Here is a 17,714-nt window from a genome sequence, read left to right on the forward strand (position 1 = left end):
GCTTTAGCGGCGTCGGCCGGCCCGGCCGCCCTGGGCGGGTCGCCCGGGCACGGCGTGGACACCCTGTGCCTGCTGGTTCTCCCGCTCGGCGTCCCAGCGGGCGTACGCGTCGACGATCTGCCCGACCAGCTGGTGGCGGACCACGTCGGAGCTGGACAACTGGGCGAAGTGCACGTCCTCGACGTTCTCCAGGATGTCCCGGACCACCCGCAGACCGCTGGTCGTCCCGCCGGGAAGGTCCACCTGGGTGACGTCACCGGTGACGACGATCTTGGAATTGAAGCCGAGCCGGGTGAGGAACATCTTCATCTGCTCGGGCGTCGTGTTCTGCGCCTCGTCCAGGATGATGAACGCGTCATTGAGCGTCCTGCCCCGCATGTACGCCAGCGGGGCGACCTCGATCGTGCCCGCGGCCATCAGCTTCGGGATCGACTCCGGGTCGAGCATGTCGTGCAGCGCGTCGTAGAGCGGGCGCAGGTACGGGTCGATCTTCTCGTTCAGCGTGCCGGGCAGGAAGCCCAGCCGCTCGCCCGCCTCAACCGCCGGTCGGGTCAGGATGATCCGGTTGACCTGCTTGGCCTGCAACGCCTGGACGGCCTTCGCCATCGCCAGGTAGGTCTTGCCGGTGCCGGCCGGGCCGATGCCGAAGACAATGGTGTGCGAGTCGATAGCGTCGACGTACCGCTTCTGCCCGAGCGTCTTGGGACGGATGGTGCGCCCGCGCCGGGAGAGGATGTTGAGCGTCAGAACCTCGGCGGGCCGCTCGGCGCTACCCTGCTCGAGCATGCCGACGGTACGTCTTACCGCGTCAGTGGTCAGGGTCTCGCCTTTCTCGATGAGTTCGAGTAGCTCGCTGAAGACCCGCTCGGCGAGGGCGTTGTCCGCAGGGGCGCCGGTGATGGTGATCTCGTTGCCACGGACGTGCACGTCACTGGTGACCGAGCGTTCGACGAGTCGAAGGATCTCGTCACCCGCGCCAAGCAGATTGACCATGATCTTCGAGTCGGGCACGGTGATCCTGGTCTGCACCCGGGGCGGGCCGGGAGGTGGGGTGCCGGTCATAGGTCGGGCCGAAGGCCCCTGCGCACCTGCTCTCGATCTCAGCGCCGGCTCTACTGGCACGGCGTGCGGACGTTACACCCATCGTATCGGGTCAACGCGGCCCGCATCGTGTCCATTTCCGCTGGCCGCGATCAACTCCCGGACCGGAAGTCGTACCGGTCGAAGGTCTCCTGGTGGCGCGAGAAGCGGTACGTCGCCCAGTGCATCCGGACCACCGTGCCGGCCTCGTCCCGGGTCATCCTCAGCAGCTCGCCGGCCTCCCGACCGGAGACCGTGCGGAACACGTCCGGGCGGTCCGGCAGCGGGGTGAACACCGCTGGCGGGCGCCCCGCCGGGTCGCCGGCCCCGCGCGCCCGCAGGGTGCCGTCGTGCCAGGAGAAGACGTACTCGAAACCCTCACCCCACCAGCGGCCGAGCACGCCCCGCAGGGCCGCCGGAGCAGGTGGGCCGGGCCGCCACGGCTCGATCTCGGCCGGGTCGTGCTCGACCGCCGCGGCGAGCAGCTGGTGCGGCAGGTCGAACAGCTCCGCCGCCGTGCCGGAGGAGCCGAGCACCGCGGCACCCATCGCGCCCGCCGTGCCGTCGCCACCCCGCCGGCCGTAGACCGCGGCCAGGAAACCGGGCATCGCCCCGTCGTGCCCCACGTGCACCACCCGCTCGCCCTGCGGGATGAGGATCAGCCCGAGCCCGAAGCCGGCGCCCCAGAGCGTCTCGTCGGTGGTGGTCAGCGGCCAGCGCATCTCGTCCAGGGTGCCGAGGGTGAGCACCGCGCCGGCCGGGTCGAGCGCCGCCGGGTCGGCGAGGAACGCCGCCCAGCGGGCCATGTCGGTCGCGGTGCTCCAGAGCTGGGCGGCCGGGCCGACCGCGCCGAAATCGGTCGGCGGCTCCGGATGCGCCTCGTCGGAGTACGCGTCGACCAGGAACCCGGTGGCCGCAGCCGGCCCGGGGGTCACCGTGGTGTCGGTCAGCCCCAACGGCGTCAGCACCCGCTCGGTGAGCACCTGCGCCCAACTGCCACCACGCAGGCGGGCGACCAACTGGCCGAGCACGGCGAGCCCGAGGTTGGAGTAGTGGAAGCGGCGGGCCGGCGGCAGCACCCGCTCGGCCCGGTCCAGCTCGGCCACCAGCCGATCGTCGTCCGGCGCGCTCAGGGTGTCCCAGACGTCACCGAACGGCTCGCGCTGCAGGCCGCCGGTGTGCGAGAGCAGCCGGCGGACGGTCAGCTCTCCGTGCGCCGGCAGGTCCAGGTGCCGGCCCACCGGGTCGTCCAGGTCCAGCAGCCCGTCGTCGCGGCACTGGAGGGTGAGCACCGCGGTGAACGTCTTGGTCACCGAGCCGATCCGGAACTGGGTGCGCGGTCCCAGCGCGTTGTCGCTGCCGGTGTCGCCCACGGTGCACTGCCACAGCGGCCGGTCGGCCCGGTGCAGCGCCGCCGACACCGCCGGCACCCGGGCGTCGGCCTGCACCCGGCGGACCAGGCGGCCCAGCCGCTCGTCCACGCGGGCGTCGGGCCCCGGCCCAGTGCTCACGCCAGGTCCCGGGCGAGCATCGGGCCGAGCGGCGCGCCACCGAGCAGGTGCGCGTGCGCGTGGAAGACCTCCTGGCCGCCGTACGCGCCGGTGTTGAACATCAGCCGGAATCCGTCGCCGAGCAGCCCCTCGTCGTCCGCCACCGCGGCGGCCGTGGCCAGCACCTCGCCGGCCAGCGCCGGGTCACCCTCGGCGAGGGTGGCGACGTCGGCGTAGTGCTCCTTCGGAATGACCAGGAGGTGCACCGGCGCCTTCGGGTCGATGTCCCGGAAGGCGAGCGTGGTGGCGGTCTCCCGGACCACGGTGGCCGGGATCTCCCCGGCGACGATGCGGCAGAACAGGCAGTCGGATCCCATCCGGGCAGTGTAAGGAAAGGGCCCCCTGTCAACGCCTCCGGTGGCGCAAGGGTCCCTTCCCGGCGTTCGCGCCGGCTACGGCAGGATGCCCTGCATGACGGATCGGGCGGTACTGGTGACCGGGGCCTCGCGCGGAATCGGGCGGGCGGTGGCGACAGCGTTCGCGGCCGGTGGCGACCGGGTGGCGATCCACCACCGCGACTCGGCGGACGCGGCCGAGGAGCTGTGCGCGCAGCTGCCCGGCGAGGGGCACGTGGTGGTCCGCGCCGACCTCACCGACCCGGATGCGGTGCGGGCCATGGTGGACCGGGCCGCCGAGCTGCTCGGTGGGCTGGACGTGCTGGTCAACAACGCCGGGGTGTACGGCGACCGGGACGACCCGCACCCGATCTTCGGCGCGTCCTACGAGCAGTGGCAGCGGCGCTGGCGGCAGGTGCTGGAGACCAACCTGACCGGTGCCGGCAACGTCATCTGGTGTGCCGCCCAGCACATGCGGGAGCGCGGCGGCCGGATCGTCAACGTCTCGTCCCGGGGCGCGTTCCGCGGCGAGCCGCAGCAGCCGGCGTACGGCGCCAGCAAGGCGGGGCTGAACGCGCTGGGCCAGTCCCTCGCCGTGGCGCTCGCGCCGTACGGCATCGCGGTGGCCACCGTCGCGCCGGGCTTCGTGGCGACCGACATGACCACCGAGCACCTGCGCGGCGAGAGCGGCGCGGCGATCCGCGCACAGAGCCCGTTCGACCGGGTGGCCCGGCCGGAGGAGATCGCCGCCGCGGTGCACTGGCTGGCGTCGCCACAGGCCGAGTGGGCCTCCGGCACCATCGTCGACCTCAACGGCGCCTCCTACCTGCGCAGCTGACCGCCGGGGTGCAGCTGTCGGACGGTCACCAGCGGCTGAGCCGGGTGGCGAGCACGCTGAGCGCCGCGACCCCGGCCGTGGAGGTGCGCAGCACCGCCGGCCCGAGCCGCACCGGTCGGCCTCCGGCCGCGCGGAACGCGGTCAGTTCGGCCGCGTCGATGCCGCCCTCGGGGCCGACCACCAGGACGATCTCCCCGGCGGTCGGCAGCTCGGCCGTGGTCAGCCGCTCCTCGGCCTCCTCGTGCAGCACGAACCCGGCGGCGGCACCGGCGATCCGGCGGGCCACCGTCGCGGTGGACTCGTCCGGTGCACCGGCCACCACCGGCAGCCACGGCCGGCGGGCCTGCTTGGCCGCCTCCCGGGCGGTGGCCACCCACTTCTCCCGGGCCCGTACGCCCCGGTCACCGCGCCACTGGGTCACCGAACGGGCCGCCGCCCAGGGCACGATCTCGTCGACCCCGACCTCGGTCATCGCCTGCACGGCCAGCTCACCCCGGTCGCCCTTGGCGATGCCCTGCACGGTCACCAGCCGGGGTACGGGCGCGTCCGCGTACCCCCGGGAGGTGACGGTGAGCTCCAGGCTGCCCCGGCCGACGGCGGTGACCACGGCGGCGGCGGTGCCGCCCCGGCCGTCGGCGAGCAGCAACTCCTCGCCGACCCGCAACCGCTGCACGGTGGCGGCGTGGTGCCCCTCGGGACCGTCGAGGGTCAACGCGTCGGCGGTGGGCAGGGACTCGACCAGGAACAGCGGCGCGGACACGATGATCAGGCTAGCCGCAGTGGTCAGGCGTGACCGTTGAACGCGTCGCGCATCCGGGAGAAGAAGCCGCCCTGCTTGGACAGCTCGGCGACCTCCTCACCGCGGGTCTTGGCGAAGTCGCGCAACATCCGCTCCTGGTCCGGGTCGAGCTTCGTCGGCGTCCGGACGTCCAGGTGCACGTAGAGGTCGCCCCGGCCGGTGCCGCGCAGGTGCGGCACGCCCCGGGCGCGCAGCCGCAGGGTGCTGGCCGGCTGGGTGCCGGCCTTGACGTCGACCGTCTCCTCGCTGTCCAGTGTCTTGATGGTCAGTCGGGTGCCCAGTGCCGCCGCGGTCATCGGCACGGTGACCCGGCAGTGCAGGTCGTCGCCCTTGCGGGAGTACACGTCGTGCGGCCGCTCGTGGATCTCCACGTAGAGGTCACCGGCGGTGCCGCCACCCGGACCCACCTCGCCCTGCTGGGCCAGCCTGATCCGCATGCCGTCCTCGACACCGGCCGGGATCTTGACGGTCAGCGAACGGCGGGTACGCACCCGGCCGTCGCCGGCGCAGGTGGGGCAGGGGTGCGGGATGGTGGTGCCGTAGCCCTGGCAGACGGTGCACGGCCGGGCGGAGACCACCTGGCCGAGGAAGGTGCGCTGCACCGACTGCACCTCGCCCCGACCGCCGCACGCCTCGCAGGTGGCCAGGTGGGTGCCGGCGGCCGTGCCGGCGCCGGAGCAGGTGGTGCAGAGCACCGCGGTGTCGACGGTGATCGGCGCCTCGACGCCGAACGCCGTCTCGTGCAGGTCCAGCTCCAGGCGCAGGATCGCGTCGGCGCCCGGCCGGGTCCGCGGACGCGGGCCACGGGCGCCACCCGCCGCGCCGCCGAAGAACGCGTCCATGATGTCCTGGAAACCGACGAACGGGCCGGCCCCGCCCGGACCGCCCGGACCGCCAGCGCCGCCGCCACCACCGGGGGCGAGCGGGTCGCCGCCCAGGTCGACGATCTGCCGCTTCCGGTCGTCCGAGAGGACCTCGTACGCGGCGTTGATGTCCTTGAACTTCTCCTGTGCCTCCGGGTCCGGATTGACGTCCGGGTGGAACTGGCGCGCCAGCTTGCGGTAGGCGCGCTTGATCTCGTCGTCGGAGGCTTCCCGGCTCACACCGAGAATGCCGTAGTAGTCCCTGGCCACTGCGTTCCGTGTCCTCATGTTCGTCTCGCGTTGCGCCGGTCGTCGGCCGGAGCCGGCCGTCGGCCCTGACTGGTCAGTTCTGGGCCAGCAGCTCGCCCACGTAGCGTGCCACGGCGCGCACCGTGGCGATGTTGCCGGGGTAGTCCATGCGGGTGGGCCCCAGCACCCCCAGGCCGCCCACGATGGTGGCGCCGGGGCCGTACCCGGTGCTGACCACCGAGGCGGCGCGCAGGTTGTCGAACTCGTTCTCGTCGCCGATCAGCACCCGGGTCGTGCTCGGCTCGGTCTCGCCGATGAGCTTGAGGAGCACGACCTCCTCCTCCAGCGCTTCGAGGATCGGGCGCAGCGAGCCCTGGAAGTCGAGCAGGCCGCCCCGGGTGAGGTTGGCGGTGCCGGCCAGCGCGATCCGCTCCTCGTGCCGCTCGACCAGCGTCTCCAGCAACACGGTGGCGAGGGTGGTCATCGTCGGACGCAGCTCGGTCGGCGCCTCTTCGACCAGCGTCTGCACCAGCGGCGGCGTATCGGACAGCCGGGCGCCGGCGAGCTTCTCGTTGACCAGCCGACGCAGGTCGGTGACGTCGTCGGCGGGCACCGGCCCGGGCAGCTCGACCAGCCGCTGCTCCACCCGACCGGTGTCGGCGATCATGACGAGCATCAGCCGGGTGGTGGAGATCGGCACCAGCTCCAGGTGCCGCACCGAGGATCGGGCCAGGCTCGGGTACTGCACGACGGCGACCTGCCGGGTCAGCTGGGCGAGCAGCCGCACGGTGCGGTGCACCACGTCGTCGAGGTCGACCGCACCGACCAGGAAACGCTCGATGGCCCGGCGCTCGGCCGGGCTGAGTGGCTTGACCCGGGACAGCCGGTCGACGAAGAGGCGGTAGCCGCGGTCGGTGGGCACCCGGCCGGCACTGGTGTGCGGCTGCCGGATGTAGCCCTCCTCCTCCAGCACGGCCATGTCGTTGCGGACCGTGGCCGGGGAGACGCCGAGCTGGTGCCGCTCGACCAGCGCCTTGCTGCCGACGGGCTCCTGGGTGGAGACGTAGTCCTCGACGATGGCGCGGAGCACGGCTAGCTTGCGGTCGTCGAGACCCATCCTCCGCACCTCCTGTCGCACGTCGGCCGCCGGCCACGGTGGGGCCGGCGGACCGTCCTGGCACTCGACTGTAACGAGTGCCAGTCTACGTCGGCGTACCCGCCGGCGCGATGATCAAGGTCGTCGCTGTCCGTTCAGCCGCGCCGACCCGGCGGTGTCGCTCTGGTGCGGCATTGCCACGGGCCCTTACCGTGACATCCATGACTGAACCACCTCGCCCTCCCGGCGCGGGAGACCCCGGCGGATACCCGACGGACCCGACATCCCCGCCGCCCTCTCCGGGCGCCTCGGCCGAGCCACCCACCGCACCACTGTCCGGGGCACCCGGCCCGGGCGGCTATCCCCCGGCCGGTGGCTATCCGCCGCCCACTGGTGACCAACCGCCGTCGGGTGGCTACCCTCCGTCGGGCGGCTATCCGCCAGCCGGGGGCTACCCTCCTGGCGGCTATCCGCCCGGTGGCGCCTACGGCGGCCCCGGCGGCGGCTACGCCAACAACGAGGACAAGACCTGGGCGCTGGTCGCGCACTTCGGCGGCGCCGCCGGGATGATCATCAGCGGCGGCGTGCTCGGCTGGATCGGCCCGCTGGTGGCGATGCTGGCCCGGGGCAACCAGTCCCCGACGGTTCGGGCGCACGCGGTGGCGGCGCTCAACTTCCAGCTCATCTGGTCGATCGTCGGCCTGGTCGGCTGGGTGCTCTCCTGCATCGTGATCGGCTTCATTCCGGTCGCGGCGGCGATCATCCTCGGCGCCGTGTTCGGCATCATCGCCGGGATCAAGGCCAACGAGGGCCAGCTCTACCGCTACCCGCTCTCCGGCAGCTTCATCAAGTGATCCGGGCCGGCCGCTCCCCCGGCCGGTCCGGCACACCGTCGCGCCGACCGGGGGGCGGCGCGACGGTCAGGGCAGCAGGTCGCGGACCACGGCGTCGGCGAGCAGCCGGCCGCGCAGGGTGAGCACCGCCCGGCCGGCCGCGTACTCCGGGGCGGCCAGCAGGCCGCCGGCCAGCGCCCGCTCGGCGCCGGCCCGGCCGGTGGCGTCGAGCACCGCCAGCGGCAAACCGGTGGCGAGCCGCAGCCGGAGCATGACGTCCTCCATGTGCGCCTCGTCGACGGTGAGCACCTCCCGGGCCAGGCCGGGCGACGCGCCGGCGGCCAACCGCTGGGCGTACGCCGACGGGTGCTTGACGTTCCACCAGCGCACCCCGCCGACGTGGCTGTGCGCCCCGGGGCCGAGACCCCACCAGTCCGCGCCGGTCCAGTAGAGCAGGTTGTGTCGGCACCGGGCCTCGTCGGTGCGGGCCCAGTTGGAGACCTCGTACCAGGACAGGCCGGCCGCGTCGAGGGCGGCCTCCGCAGCCAGGTAGCGGTCCGCGGCGACGTCGTCGCTGGGGTACGGCAGCTCACCGCGACGCATTCGGGCGGCCAGCCGGGTGCCGTCCTCCACGATCAGGGCGTACGCGCTGACGTGGTCCACCCCGGCGGCCACCACCTGGTCCAGCGAGGCGGCGAAGTCCTCGGCCCGCTCCCCCGGAGTGCCGTAGATCAGGTCCAGGTTGACGTGCTCGAACCCGGCGTCGCGCGCCTCCAGGGCGGCGGCGGTGGCCCGGCCGGCACTGTGCCTGCGGTCGAGGATCGCCAGCACCCCCGGGGAGGCGGACTGCATGCCGAGCGAGATCCGGGTGTAGCCGGCTGCCCGCAGCAGCTTCAGCGATTCCGGGGTGACCGACTCCGGGTTGGCCTCGGTGGTCACCTCGACGTCGGCGGCGAGCCCCCAGGTGCGGTCGATGCCGTCGAGGATGCGGGCCAGGTCGTCGGCGGGGAGCAGGGTGGGCGTGCCACCGCCGACGAAGACCGTGTCGACCCGGGGCGGCGGGCTGTCACCGAGCACCCGGGCGGCGAGCGCCAGCTCGGCCAGCACCGTGTCGGCGTACCCCTCACGGCTGGCACCGCCGCCCAGCTCGCTCGCCGTGTAGGTGTTGAAGTCGCAGTAGCCGCAGCGGCTGGCGCAGAAGGGCACGTGCACGTACACGCCGAAACCGCGCTGGCCGACCGCGGCGGTGGCGGTGGCGGGCAGCGATCCGTCGACGGGGACGGTCTCACCATCTGGAAGGACGCCGGGCATGGCCACTAGTGTGCCCGGCATGACCTCTCCCGACGTCCTCGTGCGGGTCGCCACGGCCCGCGGGGTGACCACCCTCACCCTGGACAGCCCGCACAACCGCAACGCACTCTCCACAGCCCTGATGACCCAGCTGCTGGGTGGGCTGGCCGACGCGGTCGCCGACGAGGCGGTCCGGGTGATCGTGCTGGACCACACCGGCCCGGTCTTCTGCTCAGGTGCGGACCTGAAGGAGACCGCCTTGGCGTACGCCAGCGGGACGGTGCCGGCCGGGATGCTGGGCGAGGTGCTCGCCGCGATCTGGGAGTGCCCCAAGCCGGTGCTGGCCCGGGTGGCGGGGCCGGCGCGGGCCGGCGGGTTGGGCCTGATCGCGGCCGCCGACCTGGCGGTCTGCGCCGACGAGGCGACGTTCGCCTTCACCGAGGTGCGGATCGGGGTGATCCCCGCGGTCATCTCGGCGACCGTGCTGCCCCGGCTGCACCCGCGCGCCGCCGCCGAGCTGTACCTGACCGGGGACACCTTCGACGGCCGGCGGGCCGCCGAGATCGGCCTGGTCACCGCCGCCGTCCCGGCGGACGGGCTGGACGCGGCGGTACGCCGGTACTGCGACTCGCTGGTGCGCGGCGCGCCCGGCGCGCTGGCCGGCGCGAAGGACCTGCTGCGCCGGCCGGGCACCGCCGAGTTGCGCGGCGAACTGGCCCGGCTGTCGGCGCTGTCGACGGGCTACTTCCTCGGCGACGAGGGACGCGAAGGGGTCACCGCGTTCCGGGAGAAGCGGGACGCCAGCTGGGTACCCGCCGCGGATTAGCCGGTTTGTCCTGCCGACGGCGGGGAACGTCACTCTGGCCTTCCCCGCTCCCCTCGGGCGTGAACCGGTCGGACGACCCGGACGACGCCATCGGGGACGTACGCTTGGCGGACTGTCGATCTGGGGGTGTGGGTGCGAACTCGTGCAGCCGTGGCGGGCGGGGTGGTTCTCATCCTCGTCGCCGTGATCGCAGTCTGGCTCGTCGTGCGGCAGGTCGGGGACCGTCTGCAGCTACCACTGGCGAGCCGGAAATGCACGGTCCAAGCCGACGGCCGGGTCGCCCTGGACGCCGACCAGATGGCCAACGCGGCGACCATCGCGGCGATCGGCGCACAGCGCGGGATGCCGGAGCGGGCCGTGGTGGTCGCGCTGGCCACCGCGTACCAGGAGTCCGGGCTACGCAACCTCGCCGATGGCGACCGTGACTCGGTCGGCCTGTTCCAGCAACGTCCGAGCCAGGGCTGGGGCACCCCGACACAGATCCGCGACCCGCGCTACGCGGCGAACCGGTTCTACGCGGCACTGAAGAAGGTGCGCGGCTGGGAGAAGATGCGGGTCACCGACGCCGCCCAGCGGGTGCAGCGCTCGGCGTTCCCCGAGGCGTACCAGAAGTGGGCCGACGACTCCGAGGTGCTCAGCCGGGCGCTACTGGGCGACGTCACCGGGGCGGTCGCCTGCACGGTGGGGCGTACCCCGGTGATGCGCGGCGCGGCAGCGGCCGCCCAACTGACCCGCAACCTGGTGCTGGACTGGGGGTTGTCGGGCACGGACACCGCAGGCCAGACCGGGCTGGCGGTGACCGCGGGCGACCAGCGCGACGGCTGGCGGTACGCGCACTGGCTGGTCTCGCACGCCCAGGACCACGGGGTGAAGCGGGTCCGCTTCGGCGACCTGGAGTGGACCGCCCGGGACGGCACCTGGGGGCGGGTGACCGGCGAGCAGAGCGCGTCTGGTCAGGTGGTGGCCGAGGTGTTCGCCGAGGGGTGAGCGGCCCGGATCTCTTAACCGGCAGTCACCGCACAATCGGACAACAGCCAACAAACGCCGCTATTTATCGCGGAAATCTGACTCTACGGAGTGGCTCCGCTGCGCATGGTCCGGCTGAGGTCCATTCCTGTCATGCGCACTCCCCGCTGCCAAGGTGATCGCGTTACGATCGGCGGCCTGTGCCAGAAATGATTTCACCTCATGGGGAGGGGTACGACGCGGTGTTCGATTACGGCGACCGGACCGGCTACGAACCGATCAGCGACACTGACCGCAAGGAGTTTCACGAGCAGGGCTTCCTCCTGCTGCGCAACGTCCTGACGGAGGACCACCGGGCGGCGCTGGAGGCGGCGGTCGACCGCGTCTACGCGGAGGAGCAGGCAAAGGGCACCACCAAGAAGGACGGCACCCTGCACCTGCTGGGCTTCCTGGAGCGCGACGAGCTCTTCGGTGAGCTGCTCACCCACCCGATCACCTTCCCGTACATGTGGGGGCTGGCCGGCTGGAACATCTACACCCACCACAACCACCTGGACGTCACTCCGCCGGCCGCCGAGCCGGAGAAGCCGTACTGGGGTTGGCACCAGGACGGGTACCGGCAGAACTCCGACCCGGAGACGATGGACCCGAACCTGCCCCGGCCGATGTTCTCGCTGAAGGTCGCGTACGTGCTCTCCGACCTCTCCGAGACCGGCCGCGGCGCCACCAAGGTCATCCCTGGCAGCCACCTGTGGAACTCGCTGGACCGGCCCAAGGACCTCAGCGTGCACAACCCCGACCCGGAGGGCACGGTGGAGATCACCGCCAAGCCGGGCGACGCCTTCATCTTCGACCGCCGGCAGTGGCACTCCCGGTCGACGAACCTGTCGACCATCACCCGCAAGATGCTCTTCGTGGGCTACACCTACCGGTGGATCCGCCCGCTGGACGAGCTGCACCCGGACCTGAACGGCGAGTGGTACCGCAACCGCACGCCGGTGCAGCGCCAGCTGATCGGTGAGGGCACCCACACCGCCAACTACTGGGGCATCAACTGGGACGGGTACGTCGACGACGAGATCCCGCTGCGCAAGGAGCTCAAGGAGCGCGGCCTGCTGGACCGCAGCGTCCCCTGGCTTCGCTGAGTCGTTAGCCGAGAGCCCCTGACATCGCCGATGTCGGGGGCTCTCGCGTGTCCGCCGGCTTTCGGCACAGCCGGCCCTCAGGCGCGGCCGGCCCGCGGTTAGGACGCTTCGCGGAGGCGCAGGTCGGCCAGCCACACCTCGGCCAGGTCGCTGAGCGCGACGCCGAGAACCTCGCTGAGGCAGACCACCGTGCCGAACGCGGGTGCCGGGAGCCGGCCCACCTCGATCTTGCGCAGCGTCTCCGGTGAGATGCCGGCCGCCACGGCCACCTCGACGGGGCTGCGGCCACCTCGGGCGACCCGAAGCGCCGCCCCGAGACGTTGCCCCGCTGCGATCTGTTCAGGTGTGAGCGGTGGGCGAACCATGTCAGCAGGATAGATCCGCCTTCTCGGACCGGCAACGCCCACCGGCCGGCGCGCCGACCAGCGTGGTATAAATATACCGCTACGAAGAGGGAGGGTTGATCGTGATCGAGCTTAAGTCCCCTGAGGAGATCGAACGGATGGCCGTGACCGGCCAGTTCGTCGGCGAGCTGCTGGCGGAGCTGCGGGAGGTCGCCGCCGTCGGGGTCAACCTGATGGACCTCGAGCACCACGCCCGTCGCCGGATCAAGGAGCGTGGCGCCGAGTCCTGCTACTGGGACTACACACCGTCGTTCGGTCGCGGCCCGTTCCGCAACGTCCTGTGCCTCTCGGTCAACGACGCCGTGCTGCACGGCCTGCCGCACAACTACGCCCTGCGCGACGGTGACCTGCTGAGCATCGACATGGCGGTCGGGATCGACGGCTGGGTCGCCGACTCCGCACTGTCCGCCGTCATCGGCACCCCCTCCCCGGATGACCTGAAGCTGATCGAGGCCACCGAGGCCGCGCTGGAGGCCGGGATCGACGCCGCGCGGCTGGGCAATCAGCTCGGCGACATCTCCGCCGCCATCGGCGGGGTCGCCCGCCGCTACGGCTACCAGGTCAACGCCGAATTCGGCGGGCACGGCATCGGCCGCACCATGCACGAGGCCCCACACGTGGCCAACGACGGCCGCTCCGGCCGGGGCATGAAGCTCAAGCCCGGCCTGACGATCGCGATCGAGCCGTGGTTCTGCCACAGCACCGACAAGATCAAATATGACAAGGACGGGTGGACGATCCGGTCCGCGGACGGCTCGCGCACGGCCCACTCCGAGCACACCGTCGCGATCACCAAGGCCGGCCCTCAGGTGCTGACCCCCCGCCCCGGGCACGACACGAGGCAGGGCACCCGCAGCGGGCAGTCGGCCGCGACGTCCTGACGAGCGCCGCTTCGGGGCGTGTGCGGTCGGACGGAGCAAGGGTGAACCGCCCCGAGGGCAGCCAAGTTTCAGGCACGGCCGGCCCTCAGGCGCGGTCGGTGGTCGGTCAGGCGCGGCTGGCGAGGCGGCGGCGGGCCTTCTTCCTGATCGCCACCGGCAGGTCCTCCGCGTCGAGCAGCCGGGGCAGCAACTCCGGCTCCAGGCTGGTCGCCCGGAACACCTCGCCGATGGTCACCCCGTGCGCCGGCCGCTCCACGACCTCGACCGGGTCACCGGCACCCACCTCGCCCTCGCGCAGCACCCGCAGGTACGCCCCCGGGGTGGCACGCACGGTGAACCGCCGGATCAGGTCGGGCATCCCCCAGAAGCCGGCGAACGTGGTGCAGGGGGTACGCGGCATGGTCACCTGGAGCACCGCCGTGCCGATCGCCCACTGCTCGCCGATCACCGCCCCGGTCACGTCGACCGCGTAGGTGGTGAGGTTCTCGCCGAAACCGCCGGGCCGGACGGCGCGGCCGATCTCCGCGGACCACCACGCGGCGTCCTCCTCGGCGTACGCGTAGACGGCCTTGTCCGGCCCGCCGTGGTGGGCGCGCTCGGCGATGAAGTCGCCGACCAGGCCACCGGCGAGCAGCGGCACCGGCCCGTCGACCGGTCGCTTGTCGATGCCGCTGCGACCGCTCGCGTCGCCGGCCCACTCCGCCTCGGTCACCACGCCGAGGTTCACCGCTGCCACCCTGCCCGTCATGACGGTCAGCCTAGTGGCGGCGCTGCGCCCGACGCGCCCGCCGATACCCGCACTCGACGCGGCGTGGCGGCCCGGGCCGGCCTGGGCCGCACGCGGTCCGGTCAGCCCCGACGCTGCCTGCCCTGGTCAGCCCTTGACGGCGCCGGCGACCAGGCCGGAGACCATCCGTCGTTGCACCAGCAGGAAGAAGATGATGACCGGCAGGGTGAACAGGGTGGAGGCGGCCATCACCGGCCCCCAGTTGGTGTCGTCCCGGCCGAAGAAGAAGGTCATCGCCACCGGCAGGGTGTAGCGACCCTGGTCGTTGATGAACGTCAGCGCGAAGATCAGCTCGTTCCACGCGGTGATGAAGGAGAAGATGCTGGTGGCCACCAGGCCGGGCGCCACCAGCGGGAAGAGGATCCGGCGGAAGGTCTGGGCCCGGGTGGCCCCGTCGATGGCCGCCGCCTCCTCCAGTTCCTTGGGCACGGCCGCGACGAAGCCCCGCAGCATCCAGACCGCGAACGGCAGCGAGAAGCCGAGGTACGTGAGGATCAGGCTGGGCAGGGTGTTGTAGAGCCCGAGCCGCTGGATCATCAGGAACAGCGGGATGACCAACGCCTCCAGCGGGATCATCTGCACCACCAGCAGCATGATCAGGAAGCTGGTCCGCAGCTTGAACCTGAACCGGGCGACCGCCGTCGCGGCGAGCAGCGCGACCAGGCCACTGAGCACCACCGTCGAGACCGCCACCAGCGCGCTGTTGAGGAAGAAGTCGAAGAAGCTCACGCCGGGGATGAGGTTGCCGGTCAGGATCTCCCGGTAGTGCGTCAGCGTCGGGTGGGTCGGCACCGGCTGCGGAGTGGCCGAGAAGATCTCGCTGCTCGGCTTCAGCGAGGTGGAGATCATCCAGTAGACGGGGAAGGCCGCGAAGAGCGCGACCAGCAGCCCGGCGGCGTTGAGGGCGACCTTCTTCACTACTCGTCCTCCTGCTTGAGCACCATCCGCACGTAGAAGCCGGTGACCACGAGCAGGATCAGCGTGAGGATCACCGCGATGGCCGCACCGAGGCCGTACTTCGGCGGCGGCGAGAACGCCTCCGCGTAGGAGTAGATGGAGAGCATGAACGTCGGCCGGTCCTGGGTGCCGCCAGCCAGCACGAACTGTTGGGTGAAGACCTTGAAGTCCCAGATGGTGGAGAGCACGATCAGGATCCCGAAGACCGGGCGCAGCAGCGGGAAGGTGATCTTCCAGAACACCCGCCAAGGGCTGGCGCCATCCACCCGGGCCGCCTCGTGCAGCTCGCTCGGCACGCTCTTCAGGCCGGCGAGCACGCTCACCGCGATGAACGGGAACGAGTGCCAGACCACCACCAGGGTGAGGATGGCGAAAAAGAGCAGTGGCGAGTTGAACCAGCCGTAGCCGGTCCAGTCACTGCGGCCGAACAGGCCGTTGGAGAGGCCGTCCGGCAGCGCGTTGAACAGCCAGGTGACCAGGCCGCTCGTGTCGTCGAAGATCCACTTCCAGACGATCGTGCCGGTCAGCGCCGGGGTGGCCCAGGCGAGCATCACGCAGCTGGCCACGAAGGTGGCCATCTTGCGGCCGAGCCGGTTGAGCAGCAGCCCGACCAGGGTGCCGAGAACCATCGTGAGCAGCACGTTGGCCGCGGCGAACAGGACCGTGTTGCGCAGCACGGTCAGGAAGAACGGATCCGAGAGGATCTCGGTGTAGTTGCCCAGCCCCACCCATGGCCACTCCCGGTCGCCGCGCAGTTGCCGGACGCTGTTCAGCCGGTAGAAGGACATCGTCACCACCTGGCCGAGCGGCCAGAGCAGCAGCACACCGATGATCACCAGCGCGGGCAGGAGCAGCAGGTAGGGCAGGCGGTCCACCGGGCGGCGCCGCCGCGCGGGGGTCTCCCGCGCGGCAGCGGCCTCCGGCGCCTCGGTCAGCGTGGTCACTTGGCGTTGAGGATGCTTTCCATCTCACCGGCCGCATCGGCGGTAGCCTTCTCGACCGTCTTCTGACCCTTCATGACCGAGCTGTTCATCGCCTGGGTCACCGTCTTCGTCCGGCTGACCTCCACCCACTTCGGGGTGAGCGGCGTGAGCTTGGTGTTCTGCATGGTGGTGGCGAACGCCGCCATGATCTTGTCGTTGGCGTACGTGTCACCGGCGACCAGGTCCTGGTAGACCGGGAAGAAGCCGAGGCTGCTCGCGAAGCTCTGCGAGTTCTTCTTGTTCAGCAGCACGGTCAGGTAGTCCCAGGCCAGGTCCTGGCGCTCGCTGTCCTTCCAGATCGCCAGGTCCGAGCCACCGGCGAAAGCGGGTGCCGCCTTGCCGTCGGGACCGGGGATCGGGAACGTACCCCAGACCTTCTCGATCTCGGGGTTGTCCTTCTTGATGGCACCCTGCTGCCAGCTGCCGGCGAAGGCCATCGCGGCCTTGCCGGTGGCGAACTGGGTGCGGGCGTCGATCTCGTTCCAGCCTGCCGCCGCCGGCGGAGCCACCTTGTGCACGGTCACCAGGTCGGTCCAGAACTTGACCGCCCGCTGCGCCTCGGGGGTGGTGTAGCCGGACTTCCAGGTGCCGCCCTGGTTGCTGGCGATCTCACCGCCGGCCCCCCAGAGGAAGGAGTAGAACGGCAGCTCGGAGTTGCCCGGCAACGCGATGCCGTAGGTGCCCGGCTTCTTGGCCTGCACGGCCTTGGCCGCGCTGACCAGCTCGTCCCAGGTCTTCGGCGGCTGCACGCCCGCCTCGGCGAACCAGTCGGTGCGGTAGTAGATGGCCCGCACGCCGGCGTACCAGGGCACGCCGTACTGCTTGCCGTCGAGCTGCGCGTTGCGGACGAGGTCGGGCAGCAGGTCCTTGCCGTCGGTCCAGCCACCCATCCGCCCGCTCACGTCGGCGAGCGCCTCCTGGGCAGCCCAGCCCTGGGTCTCGGTGTTGCCCAGCTCGGTGATGTCCGGTCCCTCACCGCCGGCGAGCGCGGCCTGGAACTTCTTGGGCGCCTCGAGCCACGGGAGGTACTGCACCACCACGTCGGTGTCGGGGTGCTTCTGCCGGAACTCGGTCTCGACTCCGTCGAGGAAGGCGTTCTGCGCGTCGCCGCCTTCGCCCATCATCCAGACCGTGAGCTTGCTGTTGTCGGCCGCGTCGTCATCGGAGCCCCCGCCGCAGCCCGTCAGCACCATCGCGGCCGAGGCCACTACGGCAGTGACCGGGGCCAGCCGCTTCCACCTGTTCACGCCACTTCTCCCCTCGCGCCGCCTGGAACTAACCTTCCACGCCGCACCCTAGTACGAAGAATTCCTTTACGACAGTGGGCGCATCGACGGAGCGAGGCGACCGTACCGCAGCGGATCGGCGAAAGGGACCGTGGCATCAGGCCGAAGTCGGGCACTTCAGCACGAAGAAGCGCCCGGCCGATGGCCGGGCGCTTCTTTCAGTAGTGCGGTGGTCGTAGGTGATGCCAGGTCGTTATCGGGTGACGCTGCGGCGGCGACCCACGCCAGCCACCAGCGCGACCGCAATCGCGGCCACCACGACCTGCACCAGCAGCTCGGCCCAGTCGATCCCGCTGGTCTCGGTCGCGATGCCGATGGCCCGCGCCAGCACCGTGCCCAGCAGGGCCGCGCCGACGCCGATCAGCAGGTGCAGCCAGATCGGCATGTTCTGCCGGCCCGGGACGACCAGGCGGCCCAGCGCGCCGACGATGAGACCAACAACGATGGCAGTGATGATGCCCCACACGGTGAGCTCCACGGTCGCCCTCCTTCAAAGAATGTCTGACGCACAACGTGCGCTTCCTGTCGTGACCGCTAAGTGCCCGA

The 17,714-nt window shown here is 71.6% G+C and carries 19 protein-coding genes; 6 read left to right on the forward strand and 13 right to left on the reverse strand.

The window, feature by feature from the left end:
• Positions 1-3 precede the first annotated feature (3 nt).
• The 3 genes from OG470_RS36700 to OG470_RS36710 form a co-directional block, all read right to left on the reverse strand.
• A complete protein-coding gene (locus OG470_RS36700) occupies positions 4-1,062 on the reverse strand; it encodes a PhoH family protein (protein ID WP_328419334.1) in 1,059 nt (352 codons plus the stop codon).
• 131 nt (positions 1,063-1,193) lie between these two features.
• Entirely contained in the window at positions 1,194-2,591 is a 1,398-nt protein-coding gene (locus OG470_RS36705) for a serine hydrolase domain-containing protein (RefSeq protein WP_328419336.1), read from the reverse strand.
• Positions 2,588-2,947, reverse strand: coding sequence for a histidine triad nucleotide-binding protein (locus OG470_RS36710; RefSeq protein ID WP_328419338.1), 360 nt, complete (start codon positions 2,945-2,947; stop codon positions 2,588-2,590). The genes OG470_RS36705 and OG470_RS36710 overlap by 4 nt, the downstream gene beginning before the upstream one ends.
• Positions 2,948-3,041: 94 nt before the next feature.
• On the opposite strand from OG470_RS36710, the gene OG470_RS36715 reads away from it, so the two are divergent.
• Entirely contained in the window at positions 3,042-3,803 is a 762-nt protein-coding gene (locus OG470_RS36715; RefSeq protein ID WP_328419340.1) for an SDR family NAD(P)-dependent oxidoreductase, read from the forward strand.
• A 25-nt stretch (positions 3,804-3,828) separates the two neighbouring features.
• Here the strand turns inward: OG470_RS36715 and OG470_RS36720 are convergent, their stop codons facing one another.
• From OG470_RS36720 to hrcA, 3 genes are all read right to left on the reverse strand, one after another.
• A complete protein-coding gene (locus tag OG470_RS36720) occupies positions 3,829-4,563 on the reverse strand; it encodes a 16S rRNA (uracil(1498)-N(3))-methyltransferase (protein WP_328419342.1) in 735 nt (244 codons plus the stop codon).
• 23 nt (positions 4,564-4,586) lie between these two features.
• Positions 4,587-5,735 carry a molecular chaperone DnaJ gene (dnaJ, locus tag OG470_RS36725; protein ID WP_328426840.1) on the reverse strand — a complete coding sequence of 383 codons (1,149 nt, stop codon included), beginning with the start codon at positions 5,733-5,735 and terminating at the stop codon, positions 4,587-4,589.
• Positions 5,736-5,808: 73 nt separating this feature from the next.
• Positions 5,809-6,831, reverse strand: coding sequence for a heat-inducible transcriptional repressor HrcA (gene hrcA / locus OG470_RS36730; RefSeq protein ID WP_328419344.1), 1,023 nt, complete (start codon positions 6,829-6,831; stop codon positions 5,809-5,811).
• Between the two features lie 200 nt (positions 6,832-7,031).
• Between hrcA and OG470_RS36735 the strand changes: the two genes are divergently transcribed.
• Entirely contained in the window at positions 7,032-7,664 is a 633-nt protein-coding gene (locus OG470_RS36735) for a DUF4870 domain-containing protein (protein WP_328419346.1), read from the forward strand.
• Positions 7,665-7,730: 66 nt separating this feature from the next.
• On the opposite strand, the gene hemW is transcribed toward OG470_RS36735, so the two are convergent.
• Positions 7,731-8,954 (reverse strand): radical SAM family heme chaperone HemW, encoded by a 1,224-nt coding sequence (gene hemW, locus OG470_RS36740; RefSeq protein ID WP_328426841.1) that lies wholly within the window; start codon positions 8,952-8,954, stop codon positions 7,731-7,733.
• A gap of 19 nt (positions 8,955-8,973) precedes the next feature.
• Between hemW and OG470_RS36745 the strand changes: the two genes are divergently transcribed.
• The 3 genes from OG470_RS36745 to OG470_RS36755 all read left to right on the forward strand — a co-directional run bounded on the left by OG470_RS36745 (position 8,974) and on the right by OG470_RS36755 (position 11,870).
• Positions 8,974-9,759: an enoyl-CoA hydratase-related protein gene (locus OG470_RS36745; protein WP_328419348.1), complete on the forward strand. Its 786-nt coding sequence runs from the start codon at positions 8,974-8,976 to the stop codon at positions 9,757-9,759.
• 126 nt (positions 9,760-9,885) lie between these two features.
• The gene (locus OG470_RS36750; RefSeq protein ID WP_328419350.1) at positions 9,886-10,746 is read left to right on the forward strand and encodes a hypothetical protein; all 861 of its coding nucleotides are present in this window, start codon (positions 9,886-9,888) and stop codon (positions 10,744-10,746) included.
• Between the two features lie 221 nt (positions 10,747-10,967).
• Complete coding sequence (locus OG470_RS36755; RefSeq protein ID WP_328419352.1) at positions 10,968-11,870, forward strand: phytanoyl-CoA dioxygenase family protein; 903 nt, start codon at positions 10,968-10,970, stop codon at positions 11,868-11,870.
• 98 nt (positions 11,871-11,968) lie between these two features.
• Here OG470_RS36755 and OG470_RS36760 read toward each other — a convergent pair whose 3' ends face one another.
• Complete coding sequence (locus tag OG470_RS36760; protein WP_328419354.1) at positions 11,969-12,235, reverse strand: helix-turn-helix domain-containing protein; 267 nt, start codon at positions 12,233-12,235, stop codon at positions 11,969-11,971.
• Between the two features lie 101 nt (positions 12,236-12,336).
• On the opposite strand from OG470_RS36760, the gene map reads away from it, so the two are divergent.
• Positions 12,337-13,155: a type I methionyl aminopeptidase gene (map, locus tag OG470_RS36765; protein ID WP_328419356.1), complete on the forward strand. Its 819-nt coding sequence runs from the start codon at positions 12,337-12,339 to the stop codon at positions 13,153-13,155.
• 106 nt (positions 13,156-13,261) lie between these two features.
• Here the strand turns inward: map and OG470_RS36770 are convergent, their stop codons facing one another.
• The 5 genes from OG470_RS36770 to OG470_RS36790 all read right to left on the reverse strand — a co-directional run bounded on the left by OG470_RS36770 (position 13,262) and on the right by OG470_RS36790 (position 17,646).
• Positions 13,262-13,903, reverse strand: coding sequence for an MOSC domain-containing protein (locus OG470_RS36770; protein ID WP_328419358.1), 642 nt, complete (start codon positions 13,901-13,903; stop codon positions 13,262-13,264).
• Between the two features lie 126 nt (positions 13,904-14,029).
• Complete coding sequence (locus OG470_RS36775; protein WP_328419360.1) at positions 14,030-14,860, reverse strand: carbohydrate ABC transporter permease; 831 nt, start codon at positions 14,858-14,860, stop codon at positions 14,030-14,032.
• On the reverse strand, positions 14,860-15,843 hold the full coding sequence (locus OG470_RS36780) for a carbohydrate ABC transporter permease (RefSeq protein ID WP_328419362.1): 984 nt from the start codon (positions 15,841-15,843) through the stop codon (positions 14,860-14,862). The genes OG470_RS36775 and OG470_RS36780 overlap by 1 nt, the downstream gene beginning before the upstream one ends.
• Complete coding sequence (locus OG470_RS36785; RefSeq protein WP_328419364.1) at positions 15,840-17,129, reverse strand: sugar ABC transporter substrate-binding protein; 1,290 nt, start codon at positions 17,127-17,129, stop codon at positions 15,840-15,842. Before OG470_RS36785 ends, OG470_RS36780 begins: the two co-directional genes overlap by 4 nt.
• Before the next feature lie 232 nt (positions 17,130-17,361).
• The gene (locus OG470_RS36790) at positions 17,362-17,646 is read right to left on the reverse strand and encodes a GlsB/YeaQ/YmgE family stress response membrane protein (RefSeq protein WP_091410004.1); all 285 of its coding nucleotides are present in this window, start codon (positions 17,644-17,646) and stop codon (positions 17,362-17,364) included.
• Positions 17,647-17,714 lie beyond the last annotated feature (68 nt).

The organism is Micromonospora sp. NBC_00389 (assembly GCF_036059255.1).
In the GTDB taxonomy this organism is placed as follows: Bacteria; Actinomycetota; Actinomycetes; order Mycobacteriales; family Micromonosporaceae; genus Micromonospora.